Consider the following 23,147-nt stretch of genomic DNA (forward strand, 5'->3'; position numbering starts at 1 on the left):
GCCCCGGGGAACGCGACCCGCTTCCGCCCCCGGGGCCGGGCGGGGCCGCGCCCACGCGCACCTGACCGCCGTGGGCGCGGCCCCGCCGCACCCTCCTCCCGGCCCACCCGCCGCTCCGCCCTCCTGCCCCTCCCCCGCGCGCCTTTGCCTGCCCTCCTCCTGCCTGCCCCGCCTCTCCCCTCCTCTCCCCGCCCTCCTCCCGCCCGCCCTTCCGCTTGGAGATCCCGCAATGAAGTTCACCGACGGCTACTGGCTGATGCGCCCGGGCGTGACCAACCGCTACGCCGCCGAGGTCGCCGACGTCCGGGCGGAGTCGGACCGGTTCACTCTCTGGGCCCCGCTGCGCCGGGTCACCGGACGGGCCGACACCCTCAACTCCCCCTTGCTGACGGTGGATTGCCACTCCCCGGCGGAAGGGGTGATCGCCGTCCGGTTCACCCACCACGCCGGGTCGGTCCGCCCCGGCGGCGGCTTCGAACTGACGGGCCGTCAGAACGGCGCGGGCACGGTGGTTCGGGACGGCTCCGCGGTCGAACTCCGGTCCGGCTCGCTGGTGTTGCGGGTGGACACCGAGGGCCCGTGGCGGGCCGAGTTCCGCTCCGACGGTGAGCCGGTCACCTCGCTCGGCGAGCGCGGCCTCGGCTTCGCCGTCGACGCCGAGGGCAGGCACCACATGGTGGCCCAACTGGCGCTCGGCGTCGGCGAGTCGGTGTACGGGCTGGGCGAGCGGTTCACCCCGTTCGTCAAGAACGGCCAGAGCGTGGACATCTGGCAGGCCGACGGCGGCACCAGCAGCGAACAGGCGTACAAGAACGTGCCGTTCCACCTGAGCAGCCGCGGTTACGGCGTGCTGGTCAACCACCCCGGGCGGGTCTCGTACGAGGTGGCCTCGGAGGCGGTCGGGCAGGTGCAGTTCAGCGTCGAGGACCAGTCGATGGAGTTCCTGGTCTTCCAGGGGCCCACCCCCAAGGAGGTGCTGAGCCGCTACACCGGCCTGCTCGGCCGCCCGGCCCTGCCGCCGGCCTGGGCACTGGGCCTGTGGCTGTCGACCTCCTTCACCACCGACTACGACGAGGCGACCGTCACCCGGTTCACCCGGGGCATGGCCGAGCGGGGCATCCCGCTGTCGGTCTTCCACTTCGACTGCTTCTGGATGCGCGGCTACCACTGGAGCGACTTCGTCTGGGACCCGGACACCTTCCCGGACCCGGCCGGCATGCTGGCCCGGCTCAAGGAGCAGGGCCTGAAGCTGTGCGTGTGGATCAACCCGTACCTGGCGCAGCGCTCCGAGCTGTTCGAGGAGGGCCTGCGCGAGGGCTACCTGGTGCGGCGCACCGACGGCACGGTCTGGCAGTGGGACCTGTGGCAGCCCGGCATGGCGCTGGTGGACTTCACCAACCCGGCGGCGGCCGCCTGGTTCACCGGGCGGCTGCGCCGGCTGCTCGACCAGGGCGTGGACTGCTTCAAGACCGACTTCGGCGAGCGGGTTCCCACCGACGTGGTGTGGCACGACGGCAACGACCCGGAGCAGATGCACAACCTGTACACCCAGCGGTACAACGAGGCCGTCTTCGAGCTGCTGCGCGAGGTGCGCGGCGAGGGCGAGGCGGTGCTGTTCGCCCGGTCGGCGACGGCGGGCGGGCAGCAGTTCCCGGTGCACTGGGGCGGGGACTGCGAGTCGACGTTCACGGCGATGGCGGATTCGCTGCGCGGCGGCCTGTCGCTGGGCCTGTCGGGGTTCGGGTTCTGGAGCCACGACATCGGCGGTTTCGAGGGCACCCCGAGCGAGGCGCTGTTCAAGCGCTGGGTGCAGTTCGGCCTGCTCTCCTCGCACAGCCGCCTGCACGGCTCCAAGTCGTACCGGGTGCCGTGGGACTACGGCGAGGAGGCGGTCGAGGTGACCCGCGCCTTCACCCGGCTCAAGCACCGCCTCGCCCCCTACCTCCAGCGGGCCGCCCAGCAGGCCCACCTGGACGGCACGCCGGTGATGCGGGCGATGCTGCTGGAGTTCCCGGCCGATCCGGCGGTGGCGGCGCTGGACCGGCAGTACCTGCTGGGCGGGGACCTGCTGGTGGCGCCGGTGTTCACCGAGGACGGCACGGTGGACTACTACGTGCCGGCCGGCGAGTGGACCAACCTGCTGACCGGGGAAGGGGTTTCGGGCCCGCGCTGGGTGCGCGAGCGGCACGGCTCCGCCACCCTGCCGCTGCTGGCCCGCCCGGACTCGGTGGTCCCGCTGGCCGCCGACGACAGCCGCCCGGTCTCCGACTGGGCCGACGGGGTGACGCTGCTGGTGCACGCCTTCGCCGACGGCGCGGTCACCGAGGTGCCGATCCCCGAGACCTCCGGGACCGGCACCGCCGCGACCTTCCTGGTCCGCCGCGCCGGCGACCGCCTGCGGGTGTCGACGGACAGCGCGAAGGCGTGGAACGTCCGCCTGGGCGGACGGCTGCACGCCTTCCCGGCGGGCACGGCGGAGGCCGAACTCGCCCTGTCCTGAGGACCGTCGGTCTCCCCTCGGGGCGGGGCCGGAACGGTTCCCGGAGCCGCCCCCGGAACCGTTCCCGGAGCCGCCCTCCGACCGGAGCCGTTCCCCGGCGGCCGGGCCCGGGGCACCTCTTCGGGGTCCGTTTCGCCGCAATGGCCCTGCCCGGGGAGACGGGGCCGGGCGGTGCGGCGTGTGGTGCGGATACGGATCAAGTCGGTTGCCGCGCCGCCCGATTGACCGGGGCCGGGCGGGGAGGGCGGCATTCGGGGGAATGTCCGGCCGCTCCGGAATGGCCGCGCCCGCAGGTGGTTACCGTCCCGTCGATTCCTTCGGCGGTCCCGGTCGACCGGCCGGGCCGCCGGGGAAGCGTCCCCCCGGCCGGGCCGCCACGGTCCCGGCCGGTTCCCCGAGGTGAGGAACTCCCTTGATCTCTGCCCGTCGTCTCGCCGCGCTCACCGCCCCCGCGCTCGCCGCCGGCCTGCTGCTGGCCCCGGCCGCGCACGCCGCGGCCCCGCGCACCGCGCCGTCGGCCTGTTCGCACTCCTGCCACAGCCACGCCCTCGGCCGGGTGGCGCACGCCGTCACCACCACCGGCTCGCCGGTGGTCGCGGACGTGCTCGCCGCCGACGGCCTCCCCGGTGGGGCCGTGCTGGACGTGTACGACGTCGACCACGGGACCGTCGTGGTGAACCCGGACTCGACGATCCGCTACACCCCGGCGCCCGGCTTCGTCGGCAAGGACTGCCTGTACTACACGGCCCGCACTCCGGGCGGCGTCATGTTCAAGCAGCAACTGAAGGTCGAGGTGCTGGCCGACAGCAGCAGCGTCACCGCGCTCGTCCCCGCCTCCACCACCCCCGGCACCCCCGTGACCGTGTCCGCCCTGGACGGCCGCGCCCCCGGCACCGTGCTGACCGCGGTCGACACCCCCGCCCACGGCAGCGCGGTCGAGGGCCCCGGCTCGACCGTCGTCTACACCCCCGAGGCGGGCTTCTCCGGCACCGACACCTTCCTGATCACCGTGCAGACCCCGGACGGCGGCTACGACGTCGAACAGGTCACCGTCCAGGTCGCCTGCCCCTGACCCGACCCCCGCGACGCCCGGCCCGGCCCCCGCCCACGGGGCCGGGCCGGGCGTCGCGGCATCGGGCCGGACGCTGCGCTGCCGGGCCGGGCGTCGCGGTACCGACGGTCCGTCAGGAGTCCTCGCCGGCGGGGCGGCCGAGCGGGAGCAGGTACTGGATCGGCTGGTCGAGGTCGTCCAGGGCCAGCAGTTCGTGGGCGAGGTCGTCGTGCAGGCCGCCGAGCGGGATGCTGCCCAGGCCGTAGGCGGGCGCGGTGAGCAGCAGGTTCTGGGCGAGGTGACCGGCTTCCAGCAGGCCCAGGCGCAGGGCGCGCAGGCCGTAGCGGTGGCGCAGCCGGGGCAGGTCGAGGTGGACGGCGAGGACGGCGGGGGCGTCGTCGACGCCGACCGCGTCGGGGTCGGCGAGCGGGCGGGAGAGGTAGGAGGAAAGCGCTTTCAGGTCGTCGAGCGCGGGGGCCGGGCCGATCCGGCGCAGGCTGCGGGTCTCGGGCAGGCAGTGGTAGGTGCCGGCGGGCAGGCCGTCGACGTCGAGGGCGAGCAGGCGGAGGTGGACGCTGTGCAGGGCGCCGCCGCTGGGGTAGGGGCGGCGGCCGGTGCCGGTCGGCGCGCAGGCGTGCCAGAGCAGGCCGCCGAGGGCGCCCGCGGTGAGAGGTCCGGTGAGGGCGCCGCGGGTGGAGCGGCGGGCGTGCAGTGCCGCGGCGAGGGTGACGGGCGGGAGCGGGTCGGCGGGCAGCGGGAGGTCGTCGGGGCGGGGCGGGACGGCCGGGGCGGGCGGGAGTTGCCGCAGTTCGGTGTCCTGGCCGCGGCCGATCTGGAACTTGCTGCGTTCCAGGTACTGGAGGTCGGCGGCGTGCGGGTCGTCGTCGGGGAAGAAGGTGAACGGCGGTTCGGTCTCCAGCAGGGTGCGGCCGGCCAGTCGGCAGACGGCGCGCTCCTCGTCGGGGCCGACGCCCAGGCGGTTGAACAGCATGTGGAGTTGGGAGGCCCAGACCCAGCCGAGCCGTTCGGGGTCGGCGGCGCGCATCCGGGCGGCGGCGTCGGAGACCCGGACCGACCAGTCCTGCAGCCAGGGGGCGGCGGTGCCCGCGTCGAGGGTGGTGCGCAGCGTGGCGGCGCGCCGGGCGAGGGTCGAACGCTGCTGTGCGTAGACCGAGTTGACGTTGCTGTGGACGGCGGCGCCGGGCAGTGGCCGGTATTCGGTGACCCAGCGCCAGGACGCGGCGTGCCGGCGCAGCCAGCGGGCGGCGGGCAGCGGGGCGAGGCCGAGGCCGTGGGCGGTGGCGTGGGCGAGGTCGAGGGCGACGGTGAGGCGGTCGCCGCCGGAGCGCAGGGCGCACAGGGCGTGCAGTGCGGTGCGGGTGGAGCGGGTGAAGACCTCCTCGGCGATCGGCAGCAGCCCCGCGCCGCCGTACCGTTCGGTCTCCGGCCGGTAGGGGACGGCGGTGACGGCGCCGCGGCCGTCCACCGGCAGGTCGGCCAACTCCGCGGCCAGTGCCTCGGGTTCGACCGTCCCGGCGCGGAACCGGATGCGCAGGTGCGGGCCGCCTTCGCCGTAGCGGATGAAGAACCAGTCCTCGGTCGAGATGTGACGGTCCATCAGCTGGGCGAGGTCCTCGACCAGGAAGGCGTCGGTGTCGGCGGTGGGCAGCGGCAGGGCGAGGTGCAGGCTGTGCCAGGCGGTGGCGGTGGCGGCCCGCGGGTGGTCGGTGGTCATCATGGCGGCCTTCCCGGGGCGGTCAGGGGAACGGGTGGGGGTGGAGCGGGAGTTCGGCGTGCCGCAGCGGTGCGGGGGTGCGGCCGAGGCGGTGCGGGACGTCGAGCAGGCGGGGCAGGCCGCGGGTGCGGCGGTTGGCGTGGCCGAAGGTCATCGGCAGCGTGCCGGGCACGATCACCTTGGCGGCGTGCAGGCCGAGCCGGTCGCGGATGCCGGGCTCGTCCTGTCGGACGGCGATCACTTCGAGGCCCTGCCGGGCGAGCCGATCGACGGTGTCGTCGAGCAGCCGTCCGAGGTCGTCGACGGGCTGCGGGGCGCCGGGCCAGCGCTGCTGCCAGGGGACCGGGGGCGGGCCCTGGAACAGGAACTCCAGCCGGTCGGCGGCCTCGGGGAGCGCGTTGACGCCGACGTGGTCGTCGAGCGAGACGACCAGTTCGGGGCGGTCGAGCAGGGTGCGCAGCCGGGCGGGGTCGCGCGGGCCGCCCTGTGCGGCGTCCCGGTGCGGGGCCTCCTGGACGTTGGTGACGACCTCGGCGACGGCGGAGCGGATCGCGGCCCGCGGGTCGTGGTGGGCGCCGGCGGCGAGGAACGCCCTGGGCGCGTCGGGGTGCCGTCCGGTGTAGCGGCAGACCGCGATCACGGCGGGGATGCCGAGGTCGTTGGTGGCGTCGAGCAGGGTGAGCCGGTGGCCGAGCAGCCGGGCCCGGTCGGCGAGCGCGGCGACCTCCGGGTCGTCCTCGGGGACGGCGACGGCGGGCAGCGGCGTCGCCGGGTACCAGGCCATCAGGAAGGCGTCCCGTTCGGCGACTTCGAACAGCCCGTAGAGCACGGCCTCCTCGGGGCTGTTGCCGAGCCCGCACCCGTTCGAGGACTCGTACACCACCCGGGTGCGGCCCGGCACGTCCCAGTACGCGACGTGCTCGGGCACGGCGACGGCCCGGCGGTGCGTCAGCGACCAGCCGTGCACCCAGTCGAGGTCCAGTTCGGGCGTGTACGGGACGGCGGCGACGCCGGGCTGCCCGGCCGGGGTCTCGTCGGGCAGGCCGAGCCGGACGGGGTCCAGCACGGCGTCCGCGCCCAGGGTCCGGGCCAGTTCGCGGGGGGAGCCGTGCAGCGCGGTGCGCCGGCCGAGCGGCCGCATCCCGGCCAGCCGTTCGACGGCTTCGAACAGGGCGACGCGTTCGCTGGTCCGGTAGTCGGCGGCCCGCCCGTAGCCGCCGTCGTCGAGCAGTCGCCCCTCGGTGACCCAGGCGGTGGTGAGCGCGAACGCCGAGTCCTCGGTGCGGAACAACCGCCGTACGGGGCCGAAGCGTTCGTCGGACAGTGCGGCGCGCATCCGCTCGCCGCCGCTCCCACCGCTCCCGTCACCACCGCTCCCGTCACCGCCGGTCCGGTCGTCGCCGGTCCGGTCGTCGCCGGTCCGGTCGTTGGGCCCGCGCAGCACCTGCGGGTCCGGCAGCGGGCGGGGCGTTCCCCCGGCCTCGATGTCGCGGTCGGCGGCGTCCTCGGGGAGCGGCGCGCAGACCGGGCACCCGCCGACGGGGCGGACCAGGTGGGTGGACCAGGTGGCCCGGTCGCCGTCGACCAGGTGGACGGTCGCCCCGTGCTCCGGGTCCTGCTCCGCCAGGAGCGCGGCGGCGAGCGCGGCCACCGCGGCGGAGAACGCGGGCGTCCCCGCCCCGCCGAGCGCCAGCGTCCCGCTCGGCCACGGCACCCGGCCGCCCGCGGTCGCCAGCCGCTGCCGCTCCACGCACACCAGGCACGCCCTCGACCCGGTCCCCAGCACCGGGCCCACCACGGTCAGCGCCCCGTCCTCCCGCACCGGCACCCACCGCACCGCCCGCCCGGACGCGGCCCGGCTCAGCCGCTCGGCCGTCTCCAGCGTCCACGCCGGAAGCCGGACGACCGCGGCCCCCTCGGACGAGGCCAACGCCTGCTCGACATCGAGCACGGGCAACGGCTCACCGCTCATCGCACACCTCCGACCCGGACCGCCCGAACTCGCCCACGCCCGACACCGCGACCACCGACGGCACCGCGCTCACCGCGCACCTCCCGGCACTCCCGGCACCAGCACCGTGAACCCGCAGCCCGCCAGCGCGGCCGCCGTCGGGCTGCCCGGCGCCGCCTCGGATTCGGTCCACGGGCCGGCGAGCTTCCGCAGGTCATCCTGCAACGCGCCTTCCCGCTCGGCCAGTTCGACCAGCCAGCGGTCGGTGTGACCGGCGTCGGCCCAGGCGGCGGGGCGCAGCCCGGTGGCGGCGAGGGGGGCGAGGGCGCCGCCGGGCGCGGTGCGGTGGGCGGGGGCCGGTCCGTGCGTCTCGGCGGTGCGGCGGGCCAGGGCCGCGAGGGCGGCGAAGGCGAGGGCGGCGGCGGGCGTGGCCTCGATCGCGCGGGCGCCCTCCGCCTCGGCCCACCAGACGTCCGTGCCGACAAGTCGACTGATCGTCAGTTCGGGGGCCCGGCCCAGGCTCCGGGTCAGCGCGGCGAGCCAGTGCGCGGTCTGCGGGTGGTCGAGGTGCTCGGCGCGCGGCGGCCGGGCCGGCTCGCGGGGCGCGGGGCGCGCGGACCTCCGCAGCGCCCTGCCGTACGCGTGCGCCGGGTCGGCACCGACCACCGCCCCGGCGGCCGTCCCCTCGGCGGCGAGCCCCAGTTCGGCGGCCCGGCAGGCGGCCTCCAGCCGGGCCAGGTCGGTACGGGGGGCACCGGCGAGCAGCGTCCCGGCGGGGGTCGCGCAGGACACCAGGGCGACCGGCAGTTGCGGCAGCCCGCCCGCCGAGGGCGCGTCCAGCACCCCCAGCCGCTCGTCACCGAGCGCGGCCACCCGGTGCAGCGCCTGTCCGAGGTCCGCGGGCGCGGCCGCCGGCTTCCCGGGCCCCGCCGCCCACGGGTGGTACGCGGCCCCGAACGGCCGCTCCCGCACCACCAGCACGGCCGGTCGGCCGACCGGCAGCCGCGGATCGTCCACCGTCTCCCCGGGGTCGGGCAGCCCCGCGACCGCGCACACCAAGCGCTGGCCCGCGGCGGCCCCGAGCATCGCCGCCAGCACCTCCCCGTCGAACCCGGGCCGGCTCCCGGTCGCGCCCGACTCTCCTTCGCCCGACACTCCTTCGTCCGGCGCTCCTTCGTCCGGCGCTCCTTCGCCGTCCGCCCGCAGCCGTGCGGCGAGCGCCGCCGCCTGTTCCCGTACCCGTTCCGGGTCGGTGGGCGCGGTGGCGAATCCTCCGCCCGGGTGGCGGCCCGCCGCGACGGCGGTTCCTCCGGCGGTGGCGATCACCAGGCCCGGGGGCAGGGCGGGGTCGGCGGACGTCCGGGCGGGCGCGGTGCCCGCGGCGGTGAGGGCCGTGGCGAGGGCGCGGGCCAGCGGATCGGCGGGGTCGGCGGCGGCGAGGACCGGGCGGGCGGCGGCGAGGGCGCGGACGGCGGCCTGCGGGTCGGCGGCCACCGCGCCGGGCCAGGGCGGGAGTTGGGCGTGGTCGGGGTGGTCGACCAGCAGGTCGTGCTCGCGCAGCCGGGCCGTCACGGTGGCCAGCGCCCGTTCCACGGCCGGGTCGAGTCCGGCGGCCGCGACCGGCGGGGTCTCGCCCAGCCGTTCCGCCAGGAGCTGCCACAGCCGGGGCAGGGCGCGGCTGCCCTCGAGGGTGACGGCCGCGCCGCGCCCGCGCAGGTGCAGGCCGTCGCGGAGCGGGGTGACGGCGACGCCGGGGCGCAGCCTCGGCCGGACGGGCCCGCCGCCGGGGGCGTTCACCGGACACGCTCCACGGCTTCGGTGACCTCGGCGACGCGGTCCTGCCAGTGGTGGCCGGTGAGGCCGGGGACGGTGCGGACCACCAGGTGCGCGGCCAGGTAGCGTTCGATCGGGCGGACGTCGCAGATCGCCAGCAGGCGGTAGAGGCCGTTGGTGGCGGCGCGGTGGATCAGGTAGTCGGGGCGGGTCCACATCGTGCCGTCGGGGTCGGAGCGGTGCAGCAGCAGGTGGAAGTCGCTGTAGCGGAGCCGCCGTTCGGGGTCCCAGCGGTTGGCGGTGGCGGGGTCGCCGAGTGCGGCGGCGCGGTCGCGGTACTCGGCGCGGCTGCCGCCGAGGTCGGCCCCGGCGGCGTGCCGGGCCCCGGCGAGCCGCCAGGCCGTCCGGGACCAGGCGGCCCAGTCCCGTTCGAAGCCGCGGGCGCCGCCGCCGGTGATCCGGCCGACCAGGGCGGTGACGGTCGGGCCGGAGCGGTCCCAGGTGCGGTCGAAGGCGGCGCGCAGGCGGCCGTCGGGGTCCTCGTGCAGGAGGAAGTCCTCCAGGTGCGAGAGGTAGGAGTAGTGGGCGCCGATCAGGCCGTCGGGGTGGGCGGCGGCGTGGGCGGCGAACGCGGCGGCGGCGAGGTGGACGCGGGCGGCCTCGGTGTCGCCGTGCCGGCCCAGGTACTCGGCGCCGGAGCCGAGCGCGGGGAGGCCGTGCTGCAGCAACTCGTCGCGCAGGGCGGTCGCTTCGACGCCGAGCAGGGCGTGCAGCGCGGCCGTGGCGGCGGGGTCGGCGGGGGTGGTGCGCACCGTGTTGTCGGGGGTGAGCGGGCCGTAGGGGGGTGCGACCAGTTCGGCGCGGCCGGCCGTCTCCGCCTCGGCGAGCAGCTGCGCCTCGCTCCGGTCGTCGGTCGACGGGTGGGCGGTGACCCAGCGGCGCAGCCGTACCGCGGCGTGCGCGGCGGCGGCCGCGGTGGCGTCGGCCGGTCCGGACAGCCGCAGCCGCAGGTGCGGTCCGAACCGCCAGTGCCGTTCCACCTGGGCGGTGAGCCCGTCGGCGGTGGCGGCCCGGGCCAGCGGCAGCACGGCCTCGCGCAGTGCCCGCGCCTTGATCGGCCGGTAGTACGTCAGCACCACGTCGTGCGCGCCGTTCATCGTCCGTTCCCCGTCCTCGCCACTGCGGCCAACTCCCTTTCCCGTAGCGCGTGTCCCGCCTGTCCGGCCTGTTCTTCCCGTTCTTCCTGTTCCGCCTGTTCGTTCCTTGGCTCTTGCCGGCCGGGTCTTCTCCCGTCCCGGGCCGGGCGGTGGCTCTCCAGCACGTACTCGACGGTGTGCGTGGCCTCGCTGTCGCCGCCGATCGCGGGCAGTGCCTCCTCCAGGACGGCGCCGTGCGGGTGGCGGGACAGCCAGCGGTCGAGGTGCAGCAGGTGCAGCGGGTTGCCGAGGTCGACGGGCTGCGGTTTGGCGGCCCGCAGGTGGGCGGCGAAGGCTTCGGCGGGGGCGCGGTCGTGGTCGGCGGGTGCGGGCACGGGGTGCAGGAAGACCTGTTCGGGCAGTCCGAGCCGGGCCCGCCAGCGGGCGACGGCCGCCGCCGGAACACCGGACGCCCTTTCGCCGTCGGCGAGTTCGGTGCGCAGCGCGGTCAGGACGGCGGGCGGCAGGTGCCAGCGGCGGCGGGCCAGCACGACGTGCCGGTGGCGCAGCCGGGGGGTGCGGTGCACGGTGCCGCCGGGTGCGGGCAGGGCGGTGCGGGGCAGCCAGGAGCGGAGGTCGACGACGCCGTTGGGGTGGTCGTTGAGCAGCGGTCCGAGCCGCTGCGGGAGCATGATCGGGGCCAGGAAGCCGAGGTAGAGCACGTCCAGGTGTTCGCCGGACGACCTTACCCGGAGCCGGAGTTGGTCGCTCGCGGGGTCGTGGACGAGGTCGAGGTCGGCCTCGGCGAGGGCGGTGCGGTGGCGGTCCGGGCCGATCTCCTCGGGCAGCAGCAGCGGGTGCAGGTTGGCGTTGAACCCGCCCACCGGCCGCAGTTGGGCCGCCCGGGCCCCGGGGCCCAGCCCGTCACGGATCTGCCGGGCCACCTCCCCGGCCCGGCCGCCGACCGCCCCGCTCCCGCCCGCGCCCGCGTGGGCGTCCGCGTCCAGGAAGCGGCTGGTGAACCGCCCCCACCCGCCGTAGACGTGGTTGACGCACAGCAGGCCCCCGGCCGCGTCCCGTTGGACGAACCAGGAGTAGCCGAGCGGGCGGGCGGCGGTCCAGTCGGGGAGCCGGTCGGCGAGGGCGCGCACCGCCCCGGCGGGCAGCACCAGTTCGCCGTCGGTCTCCTCGATCCCGGCGAACTCGGCTCGCAGGGAGGCGAGTTCTTCGGGTATCCGGCGCTCGGACCAGGCGTCGGCGGTGTCCGCGCCGAACTCCCAGGGGGCGGTGCAGACTCCGCCGACGCCGTACCGGGCGACGAAGCGGTCGCGGGCCGCCCGTCGCATCAGGTGGCCGTGGTCGAACAGTTCGGCGACCGCGCCGAGTTCGGCCAGGGCGGCGCGGTCGGCGGCGGACCCGACCGGGCCGACCGGGGCGGGGGCGTGGACGTCCTCGCCGAGCACCGTGAGCGGCGCGGCGTCGGCGGGGACGGGTCGGCCTGCTTCGGCCAGCAACTGCCGCCACTGCTCGGCGAGTTCGTCCAGTGCGGCGGGGCGGCGGGCGGCGGGTGCGTCCCGGAAGGCTCCGGTGGCGGTGTCGATCCGGCGGATGCGCCGCACCAACTCGGCGTCCTGCGGCCACTGTTCGAGCCAGTCGGCGAGGGCGGCGAGCGGCGCGGGGCGCTGCGGGTCGACGGGTTCGACGGGGACCAGCAGGTCGGCGTCGAGCAGTTGGTCCAGGAAGCGGCCGACGGCCGGGTCGCCGGCGGGCCGGCCGAGCGCCCCGGCCAGCCGGACGGCCAACCGGTCCGGGTGTTCGGGGTCCGCCACCAGTCTTTCCAGCAGGGCGAGTTCGGGGCGGGCGGCGAGCTCGATCCGCTCCTCCCGGGCCACCAGGTAGCGGCCACCGGCGAACACCGTCCGGGTCCGGGCGTACCCCACCCGGCCACCGCCCTCGGCCCTCGCGTCCCGGCCGCCCTCGGCCCCCGCGCCCCGGTCGGCGGCACTGGCCATCCGGTGCGGGAGCGAGCGCCTGCGCCGGGACAGGTCCAGCAGCGCCAGCACGAGGGCGCCGACCAGCGTCCGGTTCTCCCGCACCACGTTCCACAGGCCGTGGCCCGACTCGCCTTCCCCGTCGACCGGTTCGCCGCTCGACCAGCCGACCGAGGTGAACCAGGACAGCGGACTGGTCTTGCAGGTCGCCCGCAGGACGTGACGCAGCACGGCGGCCTCGCCCTTGGGGCGGCGGGCCGACGGGCCGCCGTCGGCGGTGGCGGTGACGGCGCGCAGCAGGTCGGCGCTGGTGGTGGCGACAGCCCGGGTGAAGGCCGGTTCGCGGCAGAGCGCGGCCAGCGCGGCCCGTTCGGCGGCGAGCGCGGGCGGGACGTCGACGGTGAGGGCGAGCAGCAGCTCCTGCCGCCGGGCGGCGCCCCGGAGCCACCGGGCGAGCCGGGGCAGCCGCTCGGGCAGGTCGCCGAGCCGGTCGGCGGGCAGCGGGCGCGGCGGCCGCCCGTTGTGCAGGTCGCGGCGGAGCGGGAGCACCACCCGGCGGTGGAACTCCTCGCCGTGGCCGGACCGGCTGGCGTACAGGTCGTCGGCGAGGAGCGGCCGAAGCTGCTCCAACTCGGCTTCCAGATCGCAGAGTTCGGTGAGCGCCGTGCGGACGGCGGCACTCTGCGCGGACTGGGCGGGCCGGGCGACGACGGTGGAGCGGACGAGCGCGTAGGGCGCGAGGACGGCCGGTGCGGCGGGCCGGGACCGGCGGTACGGGCGGGCGGGGCTGGACACGGCGGGCGAACACCTCCGGCGGTCGGACGGGACGAACAGGACTGGACCGGCAGGACCGGCAGGGGCGGCAGGACCGGCAGGGGCGGCAGGACCGGCAGGGGCGGAGCGGGGCACGGGAGCCCGGCGTGCCCGCGGTCGCGGGCGGTGCCGGGTTCCCGTGCCCCGCGTGGATCGGCGGGGGGCCGGATCAGCAGGGTCGGGTCACCGGAGCCGACTCAGTAGGGCATGGTCGGCGGGTGCGGGACTGCGCAGGACGAGGACCCGCAGGAGGTGGAGCTGGGGGCGCCGGACGCGCCGCCCTCGGGCAGGGCGACCGTGTCCCGCAGGGCGGTGACGGTCAGTTCGCCGAGGTCGAGGTCGTCGAGCGCGAGGCCGGTCGCGGCGAGCGTGTCGCCGAAGTGGTCGGCCATCGGGCCTCCGTTCGGTCGGGGCCGGCCCGTCCCGGGTGAGCGGGTCGGGCCGGCGTGCGAAGGATGGGCGGTACGCGGGTGCCCAGCGGCATCCGGGTCCGTGTCCGGTCCGGAGGTTCCGGCCGGACCGGACCCGGACGGGTCAGAGCTGCTGGGGCTGGGCGCAGGAGGACGAGCCCTGGCAGGAGCAGGAACCCCAGGAGGCACCGTTCTCGGGCAGCGCGACGGTGTCCCGCAGGGCGGTGACGGTCAGCTCGGCGAGGTCGAGGTCGTCGAGCGCGAGGTCGGTGGTGGCGGAGTGGTCGGTCATCGGATCTCCGTTCGGTCGGGGCCGGTCACGCCCGGGGCGGGCACGCCCGGCCGGCATGCGAAGCTGAAGCAGTATTCAGAGTCTAATCAGCACTCGAATACCTAGCAATACTCGAACTCAAAGTCGGGCTCACACTCGGACTCGGGCCCGAACTCGGGTCCGATCGGGTCAGAGCTCCTGCGGCTGGGCGCAGGAGGACGAGCCCTGGCAGGAGCAGGAACCCCAGGAGGCACCGTTCTCGGGCAGCGCGACGGTGTCGCGCAGGGCGGTGACGGTGAGTTCGCTGAGGTCGAGGTCCCGCAGGTCGAGAGCGGACTCGAACTCCACGGAACGGGACAGCTCGGACATGGCTACTCCTCTGGTGGGGTGGTGGACGTGCCGGGATGACTGCGGCATGCGTGCCCGCAGGTGGTGCGGCCGTGCCGGTGACCGGGCCCCCCTTGGTCGCGATCCGGGATTCCGATGTCCCCCGGACTTCGCGCCGACCCGTTGCCGAGTCTAGGGAGGAAGCACCCCCCGGGAGGACAGGGCCTCGACGGCTTGGCCGATTGCCCTCCGCCGCCGTCCACACCCCCGCACCGGCCTTCCCGCAGGCCGCACCCGCACTCCCCGGATCGCCGACCCCCGGCCGGCCCCCCGCAACGACCGAAAACCGACCCTGACTCAACAATCCCCAACTGGCCTTGTTGACAAGGAAGTTGACGGTTCGTCAGGGCACTGTCGGCCCGCCGTCGACGATCTCCCGGACCACTCCCCGAACCCCTGACGAAGAGCGGCGAAAACCTGTCGCCCGACACACCCCAGCCTGTCCTTCCCCACCCGGACGACCGCCGCCCGGCCGCTGCCCCGACCCGCCGAACCCACCGGTCGTCACGGACCCGGTGACCGTCACGGTCCCGGTGGCTGTCACGGTCCCGTCGCCGTACTAGGCTCCCCGGATGCCCGCACCCACCGAGTGGCCCGTCGCCGCCGAGATCAGCACCGCCGCGCTCCGCCTCGAACCCCTCCGGGTCGAGCACGCGGCGGAGGCCCACCCCCTGTTCGCCGACCCGCAGTTGCACGCCTTCACCGGCGGCACGCCCCGCACCCCGGCGGAACTCGCCGACGCCTACCGCCGCCAGGCCGTCGGCCACTCCCCCGACGGCTCGCAGGGCTGGCTCAACTGGATGCTCCGCCGCACCTCCGACGGCGTCCTGGTCGGCACCGTCCAGGCCACCCTCGAACGCCCCCTCCCCCACCCGGCGGCCCCGACCGCCGAACTCGCCTGGGTGGTGGGCACCGCCCACCAGGGCCACGGCCACGCCAAGGAGGCAGCCCGCGCCGTGGCAGCCTGGCTGCGCGCCCAGGGCGTCACCGACCTGATCGCCCACGTCCACCCCGAGCACCACGCCTCCGCGGCCGTGGCCCGCGCCCTCGGCCTGACCCCGACCGACACCCTGGTCGACGGCGAGATCCGCTGGCACTCCGCCCCGCGTGCCCACCACACCCCCGCCGACACCGCGCCCTGACCGAAGGACGTACGCAGGCACCGGACCGCCGCCGGGCCGCAACGACGGGCCCGGCGCCACCGGAAAGGGCCACCGGACCGGCACGAGCAGCACCACGCCCGTCCCGGCCGCCAGGGCCGCCCCTGCCGGGACAGGCGCGGGACGCCCACCCCGTGCCCGCCGAGGACGGTCCGGACCACCGGCCCCTTCCGGACCCCCAGGCCGACGGCGGCACCGGACGCCACCTGCCGACGGGGGAACGTGTCGACCCCGTACTCCCGGGCCGGGCCCGTCCCGCGCACGACGCGCAGGTGCCGGAGGCCCGCTTCGCCGTGCCGCCGCCGCCCTCCGGCAGGCGGCCCGCTCCTCGAAGGCTCCGAGGAGGACCGGCGGCAGGCCCACCAGGACGAAGGCGATGCGCACGCCCCGGCGTTCCCGTCCACCCGCACGTCCGCCCGCACGTCCGCCCGCACGTCCGCCCGCCCACTCGTCCGCCCGCCCACTCGTCCGCCCACCCACACGTCCGCCCCGCGCTCCTCCGGGCCGCCGCCAGGAACGCCCGCCCGGGGTGAGGGAGTTCACCGGACGCCCGGGCCCCGAGCCCCGGCGGCTCCCGCACACCGCGCGCCCCCGACCCCGGCGGCGGCCGTGACCTGAACGGACGCGGGGCGGTTGACGGTGCGTGAGCTCTTCTTCCTACGCCCGGGTGCTCGGCATCGGGCTGAACGCCCTGGTCCCGACCGGCAGCGCGGCCGCCCCGGCTCCCGAGGCCCCGCCCGCGGCCGTCCCCGCGCCCGCCGCCCCCGCCGCCGCGGGCCGCCGCGCCGCCGACCGGCTCCTGCAACTGCGCACCGTCGAGGTCCCGGTACCGGTGGCCGCCGCGGCGGCGGAACTCCTCGCCCTGCTGCTCGACCACCCCGACCCCGTCACCCGGGAGACCGCCCGCACCGTCCAGGGCCGCCTCCGCATGGCCGCCCGGATCGCCGGCACCGTGCTGTAGCCCCTGCCCGGCCCCGGCCCGCCCGGACACCGCTTCAACGCGCCGGACCGACCCCTTCCGGCAGGACGGCCACCACGAAGGCGACGGCCTCCTCCGGCGTCTCGAAACGCGCGAGCAACTCGCTCCGGTCCCGCACCCCGTAGTACCCCTCGTCGTGCGGCCGGACCATGGGCCCGACTCTCGTCGTGCTCCGGTTCGCCGTGCTGCTGGTGGAGAACCACAGGTTGAAGTGGCTGGTCACCGGCATCAGCCGACGGAGCACCGGCTGGGCGTACGCCGCCGCCAGCAGCGCGTGCACGCGCGGGAAGCGGTTCATCGGCGGCAGGTGGACGCCGTCGAGCCTGCGGCACCACTCCAACTCGACGACACCGAGCGGCTCCCGCTCGTGCGCGAGGGCCCAGGGGCGGAACCCGATGCACGGGGCGTGCCGCTCGGTCTCCTCCAGCCCCGCTCCACCCGTCCAGGCCAGCACCGCCCCGACCACCTCGGCCAGGTCGGCGGTCCGGCCGCCGGCCACCCGCAGGCCGTCCCTCTGCAGGTGCACCCACCAGGCCCGACGCTCCTCGTCGACCGGATGCACCACCACCCGGCGGCCGCGCCCCGCGTCGGCGTACGCCGCCGTGCCGCCCCGCCCCGCTTCCGACGCGGGCAGAACGACCCCGAGGCCCTCGGCCGCACGCCCCAGGCTCTCCCCGAGAGTCACACCACCGCCACCGCCCCCGTCACGCACGCCCGCCAGTATGCCGCCGCGCGGCATCGGCGGCCACGGCCGATCGGACGCCCCTCCTCCGCCCGGACTCCGCCCGGACTCCGCCCGGCCGACCGGCCACCCGCCCCGCTCAGTTCTCGTCGCGTCCCACCGCGCCCACCGTGTCCGCGGCTTCCGCCATCAGGTCACACACGTACCAACTTCCCGTCTCCCCGCCGATCTCGGCCGGGTCGGCGGGGCCGAGGAGGACGAAGCCCGCCTTGGCCAGCACCCGCCGGGAGGCGGCGTTGCCCTCGGCGACGGCCGCCCGCAGCGTGGTCAGGCCGTAGCGGCCGGGCGCCAGGCGGCACAGCTCGCGGACGGTCGCGGTGGCCAGGCCGCGCCCGGCGGCGCGCCGGGCGACCCGGTAGCCGAGAGTCGCCGTGCCGTCGACCAGGTCCATCAGGTTGAACCGGCCGAGCACCGAGCCGTCCTCGGCGAGGACCAGGTGGAAGGCGCTGATACCGGCCCGCTGCTCGTCCAGCAGGGCCCGGTGCCGGTCGGCGTAGTGGGCGAAGAACGCGTCGCCCCGGTCGGTGATCGAGGCCGCGAAGTAGGCGCGGTTCGCCCGTTCGAAGGCCAGCACGGCGGGCGCGTGCTCGGCCCGCAGCGGCACCAACTCGACCCGCCCCCAGGGCTGTTCGATCCCCTCGCCCGCGCCGCTCAGCATCCGAGGCTCACGGTGACCTCGTCGCCGGGGGCGAGCCCGAGCGGCGTGCGGACGGCGTTCTTGACGGGGAGCAGGAAGGTGCCGTCCCGCGGGATGAGCGAGGTGGTGAAGGCGGTGCCGCCGATCACCCCCCGGACCGGGACGACGCCCCAGCCGTAGCTGGTGCGGGCGGCGTGCTCGCGGACGTCGTCGGCCTCCTCGGCGGGCAGCGGCAGGAAGTAGTACGGCGACGGGCCCCGCCACTCGATCAGCCGGGCGCTGAAGGTGATCTCCATGACCCCCCATCATCCTCCCGCCCCACCACGGCCCCGCCCCGGCCCGCCCGCCCCGGCCCACCCGGCCTCAACGGGTCTCAACGGGCCCGCGGAACTGCCGCCGGAAATTCGTTGTACACCGTAGAAGTACTCCTCTACGGTGTAGAACGAACGGCCGACCGGCCGGTCGCGCCGTCCTGTCCGAGGAGTCCCTTTGTCACACCCCGTCGTTCCACCGAGCGCCCCCCACCCCCGCCGCTGGGTGATCCTGGCGGTGGTGTGCCTGGCCACCCTGGTGGTGCTGCTCGACAACACCGTGCTGAACGTGGCCGTCCCCTCGCTGACGGAGGATCTGGGCGCGGGCACGGCCGACGTCCAGTGGATGATCAACGCGTACGCCCTGGTGCAGTCGGGCCTGCTGCTGACGGCCGGGAGCCTGGCCGACCGGTACGGGCGCAAGCGGGCCCTGCTGCTGGGTCTGGCCCTGTTCGGGCTGGGGTCGGCGACGGCGGCGTTCGCCCAGTCCTCGGGGCAGCTGATCGCGGCCCGGGCCGGGATGGGCGTCGGCGGCGCGCTGCTGATGACGACCACGCTGGCCGTGGTGATGCAGGTGTTCCAGGGGCCCGAGGTGCCGAAGGCGATCGGGATCTGGGGGGCCGTCAGCTCGCTCGGCTTCGCGGGCGGCCCGCTGCTCGGCGGGGTGCTGCTGGCGCACTTCTGGTGGGGCTCGATCTTCCTGATCAACGTCCCGGTGGCGCTGCTCGGGCTGTTCGCGGTGACCCGCCTGCTGCCGGAGACCAAGGACCCGGCGGGTCGGCGGCCGGACGTGCCGGGCGCGGTGCTGTCCACCATCGGCATGGTCGGCGTGGTGTTCGCGATCATCTCCGGCCCGGCGGGCGGCTGGAGCTCCGGCCGGGTGCTGGTGGCGGGGGCGGTGGGCCTGGCGGCGCTGGCCGCCTTCGTGGCCTGGGAGCTGCGCACCCCGACCCCGATGCTGGACATGGCCTTCTTCCGCAATCGGCGCTTCAACGGCGCGGTCGCGGGCGGCGTCCTGGTCGCCTTCGGCATGGCGGGTTCGCTGTTCCTGCTCACGCAGTACCTGCAGCTGGTGCTCGGCTACGACCCGCTGGAGGCCGGCCTGCGGATGTCGCCGCTGGCCCTGGTGATCGTGGTGCTGAACCTGACGGGCGTCGGGGCCCGGCTGCTGCCGAAGCTCGGCTTCGCGGGGGCGGTCGCGGTCGGCATGACGCTGCTGGCGGGCGGCCTGGCGGTGATCGCCGAGTGGGGTTCGGGCGGGTACGGCGGGCTGCTGGCCGGCCTGCTGCTGATGGGCGCGGGCATCGCGGTGGCCAACCCGGCGATGGCCTCGGCCGTGATGGGCGCGATCCCGCCGGAGCGGGCGGGCGCGGGCGCCGGCGTGCAGGGCACCGTCACCGAGTTCGGCGGCGGCCTGGGCGTGGCGGTGCTGGGCGCGGTGCTCGGCTCCCGCTTCGTCGCGGGCCTGCCGGACGGCGTGCCGGCCGAGGCGGCGAAGTCGCTGCCGGAGGCGCTGGCCGCGGCCCCGGCGGGGGCGGCGCAGGCGGTCCGGAGCGCGTTCGCGCACGGCCTGACGGCCAGCCAGCTGATCGGCGCGGCGGCCGTCCTGCTCGGCGGCCTGCTCTCGGCGGCCCTGCTCCACCGCGCCGACCGGCCCACCACCGCGCCCGACACCGACGCCACCGCCGATGCCACCGTCGATGCCGCCCCCGGCGAGCAGCCCGGGGGCCGGACGGCGGAACCGGCCACCTCCTCCTGACGAACCGTCCGACCGGTCGCCCCGGGCCCGCGCACACCGCGCGGGCCCGGGGCCGTACGGTGGTGCCGCACCGTCGACCCCGTCGACCCCCGTCCCTGCACTCCCGCACTCCCGCACCCCCGTGCCCCCGTGCCCCCGCCCCCCGCGCCCCCTGCGCACCCCCGCCCGACCCGAGGATTGGAGCAGCGTGTCCGCCGAGCGCGCCTCACAGATCAAGAAGAGCGTGTGGCTCGCCCCGCCGCCCGTCCGCGGCCGCCGCTCCCCGCGGGCGGCGCGGGACGGCGCGGCCGGCGGCGCGGGCGCCCTGGACCGGGACGTGGTGGTCGCGGCGGCGGTGCGGCTGCTGGACGAGCAGGGCGAGGCGCGGTTCTCGATGCGGGCGCTGGCGGCGCGGCTCGACGTGACGCCGATGTCGCTGTACTGGTACGTCAGCGACAAGGACGACCTGCTGGAGCTGGCGCTGGACGTGGTGGCGGGCGAGATGGTGCTGCCGGAGGCGGGTGACGGCGCGTCTTGGCAGGCGGGGTTGCGGGCGCTGGCGGTGGCGTGGCGGGCGGCGATGCTGGCGCACCCGTGGGCGGTCCGGGTCTACGCGAACTACCTGAACATCGGCCCGAACTCGGTGCGCTTCTCGGCCCGGGCGGTGGAGGTGGCGCACGCCTCCCCGCTGTCGCCGCAGGACGCGACGGCGGCGCTGTCCGCGGTCTTCCAGTACACCTACGGGTTCACGGTCACGGAGGTGAACTGGGAGGAGAAGGCCACGGCGGCGGGCACCACGGTGGAGGGGTTGATGACGGAGATCACCGAGGCGGTGCTGGAGATCCCGGAGATCGCCGACTCGGGCGCCCTGGTGGAGCGCCCTCAGGAGGCCGACCTGGCGCGCCGCGAACGGGAGTTCCACCGCGCCCTGGACTGGCTGCTGGCCGGCATGACGGCCGCCCCGGCACCGTGAGCGCGGTGGGCACGGTGGGTTCGGCGGGCGGGGCGGGCGTCACGCGCACCGGGGGCGGCCCCCGGTCAGGTGAACTCCTGCTGGCAGCGCTCCAGCCAGTCGAGTTCGGCCTTCAGGTGCAGCACCTCGCCCTCGATCAGCAGCCGCGACACGCCGTGCTGGGCGGAGCCGTCGGCGCTGGCGTGCAGGCCGCGGAGCGCGGCCAGGCAGTGCGAGCGCTGGAGGTCGATGAGGGCGCGCGGCTCGGCCAGCCGGGTGTGCGGGCCGAGCACCAGTTTGAGGAAGAAGTCCTCCCGGACCTTGCCGCCCTCGGAGGGCCGGGCGAACCAGGCGGCAAGTTCGCGGCGGCCGTCCTCGGTCAGCGCGAAGACCCGCTTCGCGGGCCGCCGGTCCTGGGCGACCTCCTGGCCCTCGATCAGGCCGGACTTCTCCAGCCGGCCGAGCGTGATGTAGACCTGACCGTCGTTGGTCCGGGGGTAGCCGGGGCCGAACGCGGACTCCAGGGCGCGCCGGAGCTGGTAGCCGTGCGCGGGGCCGGTGGCGAGCAGAGCGAGCAGCGGTAGCCGCACTCCGGGGTGCCTCCTTCGAGGGGGGTGGCGGGGGAGCGCACTGCGCGGTCGGGCATCATCGGTCGTACGCCGGGCGGCGCTCCTGGGCGTTGGTCTACCCCGGTGCGCTCCCACTTATTCGCCCGGATTCGTCCCGGCTGATGGCACCCTGAGCCCCAGAAGGTGACATCTCCACCGGCAGGCTCCTGGACACACAGTTTGGCCTATACCTAACATCTAGGTATCCCCGAGGAACTGACGGTATGTCAGGCGGGGCCCGTGCCTGTCAGCGCGACCTCCCTCGCGCGCTCCCGTGAAGGTGACGCATGATCACGTCCGTCGTCCCCGGCGATCCGCCGCGCTCCTCCACCGTCCTTCCCGCCGAGCACCCGCTCCCGGAGGAACAGGCGGCACCGCCCGCCGCCGACGCGCTCTGGTGGCGCGACGCGGTGATCTACCAGGTGTACGTGCGCAGCTTCCAGGACTCGAACGGCGACGGGATCGGCGACCTGCCGGGCGTCCGGGCCCGGCTGCCGTACCTGAAGCGGCTCGGCGTGGACGGGGTGTGGCTGAACCCGTTCTACCCGTCGCCGCAGCACGACCACGGCTACGACGTGGCGGACTACAAGGGCGTCGACCCGATGTTCGGCACCCTGGAGGACTTCGACCTGCTGGTCGAGGACTGCCGCAAGCTGGGGCTGCGCCTGGTGCTGGACACCGTGCCCAACCACTGCTCGGCCGAGCACCCGTGGTTCCTGGAGGCGCTGACCGCCGCCCCGGGGTCCGCCGAGCGGGCCCGGTTCCACTTCGCCGACGGCCGGGGCGCGGACGGCGAGCTGCCGCCCAACAACTGGCGGGCGATGTTCGGCGGCCCGGCCTGGAGCCGGGTCACCGAGCCGGACGGCACGCCCGGCCAGTGGTACCTGCACATGTTCACCCCGGAGCAGCCGGACCTGAACTGGCGCAACCCGGAGGTGCCCGCCGAGTTCGAGAAGGTGCTGCGGTTCTGGCTGGACCGGGGCGTGGACGGTTTCCGGATCGACGTCGCGGCGGGCCTGTACAAGCATCCCGAACTGCCGGACTCGCCCGACCCGGAGGCCGACGAGCGGACCCGCGACTCGGTCAACCCGCTGGCCTGGAACCAGCCGGAGGTGCACGGGATCTGGCGGTCCTGGCGGGCGATCTGCGAGGAGTACACGGTCCGCGACGGGCGGCAGCGGCTGCTGGTCGGCGAGGCGTCCGTGCCGACGCCCGCCGAGCAGGCCAAGTACGTGCGCGGGGACGAGCTGCACCAGGCGTTCTTCTTCCACCTGCTGCACGCGCCGTGGGACGCCGGGCACTTCCACCAGGTGATCGACGCGGCGGTGCGCGACATCACCGCGACCGGCTCCACCGTCACCTGGGTGCTGAACAACCACGACCAGGTCCGCACCACGACCCGGTTCGGCAGCCCCGAGCGGGCCCGGGCGGCGGCGCTGCTGATGCTGTCGCTGCCGGGCGCGGCCTACCTGTACCAGGGCGAGGAGTTGGGGCTGCCGGAGGTCGACGACCTGCCGGACGAGGTGATCACCGACCCGATCTTCCACCGGACGGGCAGCCGCAAGGGCATCCGGGACGGCTGCCGCGTCCCGCTGCCGTGGGCGGGCAGCCGCGCCCCGTACGGGTTCAGCCCGGAGGGTTCGGCCCCGACCTGGCTGCCGCAGCCGGCCTCCTTCGCCCGGCACACGGCGGAGCGGGCGCTGGCCGACCAGACCTCGCCGTACCACCTGTACCGCGAGGCGCTGCACCTGCGCCGGCTGCTCCCCCAGCTCGGCGAGGGCACGCTGCGCTGGCTGGAGACCCCGCCGAACGTCCTCGCCTTCACCCGCGGCGACGGCCTCCTGGTCGCCACCAACTTCGGCACCGTCCCCGCCCCGGCCCCCGTCACCGGCACCCCCCTCCTCGCCTCCGGCCCCTGCCCGCCCGACACCCTCCCCCCGGCCACCACGGCCTGGTGGATCCAGCCCCGCCGCTGACCCACCGTCAGCACCGCCGCAGCCCT

The 23,147-nt window shown here is 76.1% G+C and carries 19 protein-coding genes; 7 read left to right on the forward strand and 12 right to left on the reverse strand.

Features of this window, described 5'->3' with window-relative positions:
• Positions 1–229 precede the first annotated feature (229 nt).
• Positions 230–2,500: an alpha-xylosidase gene (yicI, locus tag ACIQBJ_RS00100; RefSeq protein WP_400700805.1), complete on the forward strand. Its 2,271-nt coding sequence runs from the start codon at positions 230–232 to the stop codon at positions 2,498–2,500.
• A gap of 412 nt (positions 2,501–2,912) precedes the next feature.
• Entirely contained in the window at positions 2,913–3,572 is a 660-nt protein-coding gene (locus ACIQBJ_RS00105; RefSeq protein ID WP_400700808.1) for an Ig-like domain-containing protein, read from the forward strand.
• A 112-nt stretch (positions 3,573–3,684) separates the two neighbouring features.
• Here the strand turns inward: ACIQBJ_RS00105 and ACIQBJ_RS00110 are convergent, their stop codons facing one another.
• The 8 genes from ACIQBJ_RS00110 to ACIQBJ_RS00145 form a co-directional block, all read right to left on the reverse strand.
• Positions 3,685–5,289 carry a thiopeptide-type bacteriocin biosynthesis protein gene (locus tag ACIQBJ_RS00110; protein WP_400700811.1) on the reverse strand — a complete coding sequence of 535 codons (1,605 nt, stop codon included), beginning with the start codon at positions 5,287–5,289 and terminating at the stop codon, positions 3,685–3,687.
• Positions 5,290–5,308: 19 nt separating this feature from the next.
• Positions 5,309–7,258, reverse strand: coding sequence for a TOMM precursor leader peptide-binding protein (locus ACIQBJ_RS00115; protein ID WP_400700814.1), 1,950 nt, complete (start codon positions 7,256–7,258; stop codon positions 5,309–5,311).
• A gap of 69 nt (positions 7,259–7,327) precedes the next feature.
• A complete protein-coding gene (locus ACIQBJ_RS00120) occupies positions 7,328–9,034 on the reverse strand; it encodes a hypothetical protein (protein ID WP_400700817.1) in 1,707 nt (568 codons plus the stop codon).
• The gene (locus ACIQBJ_RS00125) at positions 9,031–10,167 is read right to left on the reverse strand and encodes a hypothetical protein (protein ID WP_400700820.1); all 1,137 of its coding nucleotides are present in this window, start codon (positions 10,165–10,167) and stop codon (positions 9,031–9,033) included. The genes ACIQBJ_RS00120 and ACIQBJ_RS00125 overlap by 4 nt, the downstream gene beginning before the upstream one ends.
• Positions 10,164–12,932 carry a lantibiotic dehydratase gene (locus ACIQBJ_RS00130; RefSeq protein ID WP_400700823.1) on the reverse strand — a complete coding sequence of 923 codons (2,769 nt, stop codon included), beginning with the start codon at positions 12,930–12,932 and terminating at the stop codon, positions 10,164–10,166. Before ACIQBJ_RS00130 ends, ACIQBJ_RS00125 begins: the two co-directional genes overlap by 4 nt.
• A gap of 215 nt (positions 12,933–13,147) precedes the next feature.
• Positions 13,148–13,342 (reverse strand): thiazolylpeptide-type bacteriocin, encoded by a 195-nt coding sequence (locus ACIQBJ_RS00135; RefSeq protein ID WP_400700826.1) that lies wholly within the window; start codon positions 13,340–13,342, stop codon positions 13,148–13,150.
• A 142-nt stretch (positions 13,343–13,484) separates the two neighbouring features.
• Positions 13,485–13,652, reverse strand: a complete 168-nt coding sequence (locus ACIQBJ_RS00140; protein ID WP_400700829.1) for a thiazolylpeptide-type bacteriocin — start codon at positions 13,650–13,652, stop codon at positions 13,485–13,487.
• A 168-nt stretch (positions 13,653–13,820) separates the two neighbouring features.
• Positions 13,821–14,000, reverse strand: a complete 180-nt coding sequence (locus ACIQBJ_RS00145; RefSeq protein ID WP_400700832.1) for a thiazolylpeptide-type bacteriocin — start codon at positions 13,998–14,000, stop codon at positions 13,821–13,823.
• 590 nt (positions 14,001–14,590) lie between these two features.
• Between ACIQBJ_RS00145 and ACIQBJ_RS00150 the strand changes: the two genes are divergently transcribed.
• Together ACIQBJ_RS00150 and ACIQBJ_RS00155 are read left to right on the forward strand one after the other, a co-directional pair.
• Complete coding sequence (locus tag ACIQBJ_RS00150) at positions 14,591–15,160, forward strand: GNAT family N-acetyltransferase (RefSeq protein ID WP_400700835.1); 570 nt, start codon at positions 14,591–14,593, stop codon at positions 15,158–15,160.
• Positions 15,161–15,821: 661 nt separating this feature from the next.
• Positions 15,822–16,139 carry a hypothetical protein gene (locus ACIQBJ_RS00155; protein ID WP_400700838.1) on the forward strand — a complete coding sequence of 106 codons (318 nt, stop codon included), beginning with the start codon at positions 15,822–15,824 and terminating at the stop codon, positions 16,137–16,139.
• A gap of 34 nt (positions 16,140–16,173) precedes the next feature.
• On the opposite strand, the gene ACIQBJ_RS00160 is transcribed toward ACIQBJ_RS00155, so the two are convergent.
• From ACIQBJ_RS00160 to ACIQBJ_RS00170, 3 genes are all read right to left on the reverse strand, one after another.
• The gene (locus ACIQBJ_RS00160) at positions 16,174–16,842 is read right to left on the reverse strand and encodes a DUF6193 family natural product biosynthesis protein (RefSeq protein ID WP_400700841.1); all 669 of its coding nucleotides are present in this window, start codon (positions 16,840–16,842) and stop codon (positions 16,174–16,176) included.
• 136 nt (positions 16,843–16,978) lie between these two features.
• Positions 16,979–17,557: a GNAT family N-acetyltransferase gene (locus ACIQBJ_RS00165; RefSeq protein WP_400700844.1), complete on the reverse strand. Its 579-nt coding sequence runs from the start codon at positions 17,555–17,557 to the stop codon at positions 16,979–16,981.
• Positions 17,551–17,832, reverse strand: coding sequence for a DUF1905 domain-containing protein (locus tag ACIQBJ_RS00170; RefSeq protein WP_400700847.1), 282 nt, complete (start codon positions 17,830–17,832; stop codon positions 17,551–17,553). Before ACIQBJ_RS00170 ends, ACIQBJ_RS00165 begins: the two co-directional genes overlap by 7 nt.
• 193 nt (positions 17,833–18,025) lie before the next feature.
• Here ACIQBJ_RS00170 and ACIQBJ_RS00175 point away from each other — a divergent pair, with 193 nt between their 5' ends.
• A complete protein-coding gene (locus ACIQBJ_RS00175; protein WP_400700850.1) occupies positions 18,026–19,606 on the forward strand; it encodes an MFS transporter in 1,581 nt (526 codons plus the stop codon).
• A gap of 187 nt (positions 19,607–19,793) precedes the next feature.
• Entirely contained in the window at positions 19,794–20,558 is a 765-nt protein-coding gene (locus ACIQBJ_RS00180; RefSeq protein WP_400700853.1) for a TetR/AcrR family transcriptional regulator, read from the forward strand.
• Between the two features lie 65 nt (positions 20,559–20,623).
• On the opposite strand, the gene ACIQBJ_RS00185 is transcribed toward ACIQBJ_RS00180, so the two are convergent.
• On the reverse strand, positions 20,624–21,127 hold the full coding sequence (locus ACIQBJ_RS00185; RefSeq protein WP_400700856.1) for a PadR family transcriptional regulator: 504 nt from the start codon (positions 21,125–21,127) through the stop codon (positions 20,624–20,626).
• Between the two features lie 305 nt (positions 21,128–21,432).
• Between ACIQBJ_RS00185 and ACIQBJ_RS00190 the strand changes: the two genes are divergently transcribed.
• Positions 21,433–23,121, forward strand: coding sequence for a glycoside hydrolase family 13 protein (locus ACIQBJ_RS00190; protein WP_400700859.1), 1,689 nt, complete (start codon positions 21,433–21,435; stop codon positions 23,119–23,121).
• Positions 23,122–23,147: the final 26 nt, after the last annotated feature.

This window comes from Kitasatospora sp. NPDC088391 (genome assembly GCF_044753345.1).
Taxonomy (GTDB): Bacteria; Actinomycetota; Actinomycetes; order Streptomycetales; family Streptomycetaceae; genus Kitasatospora.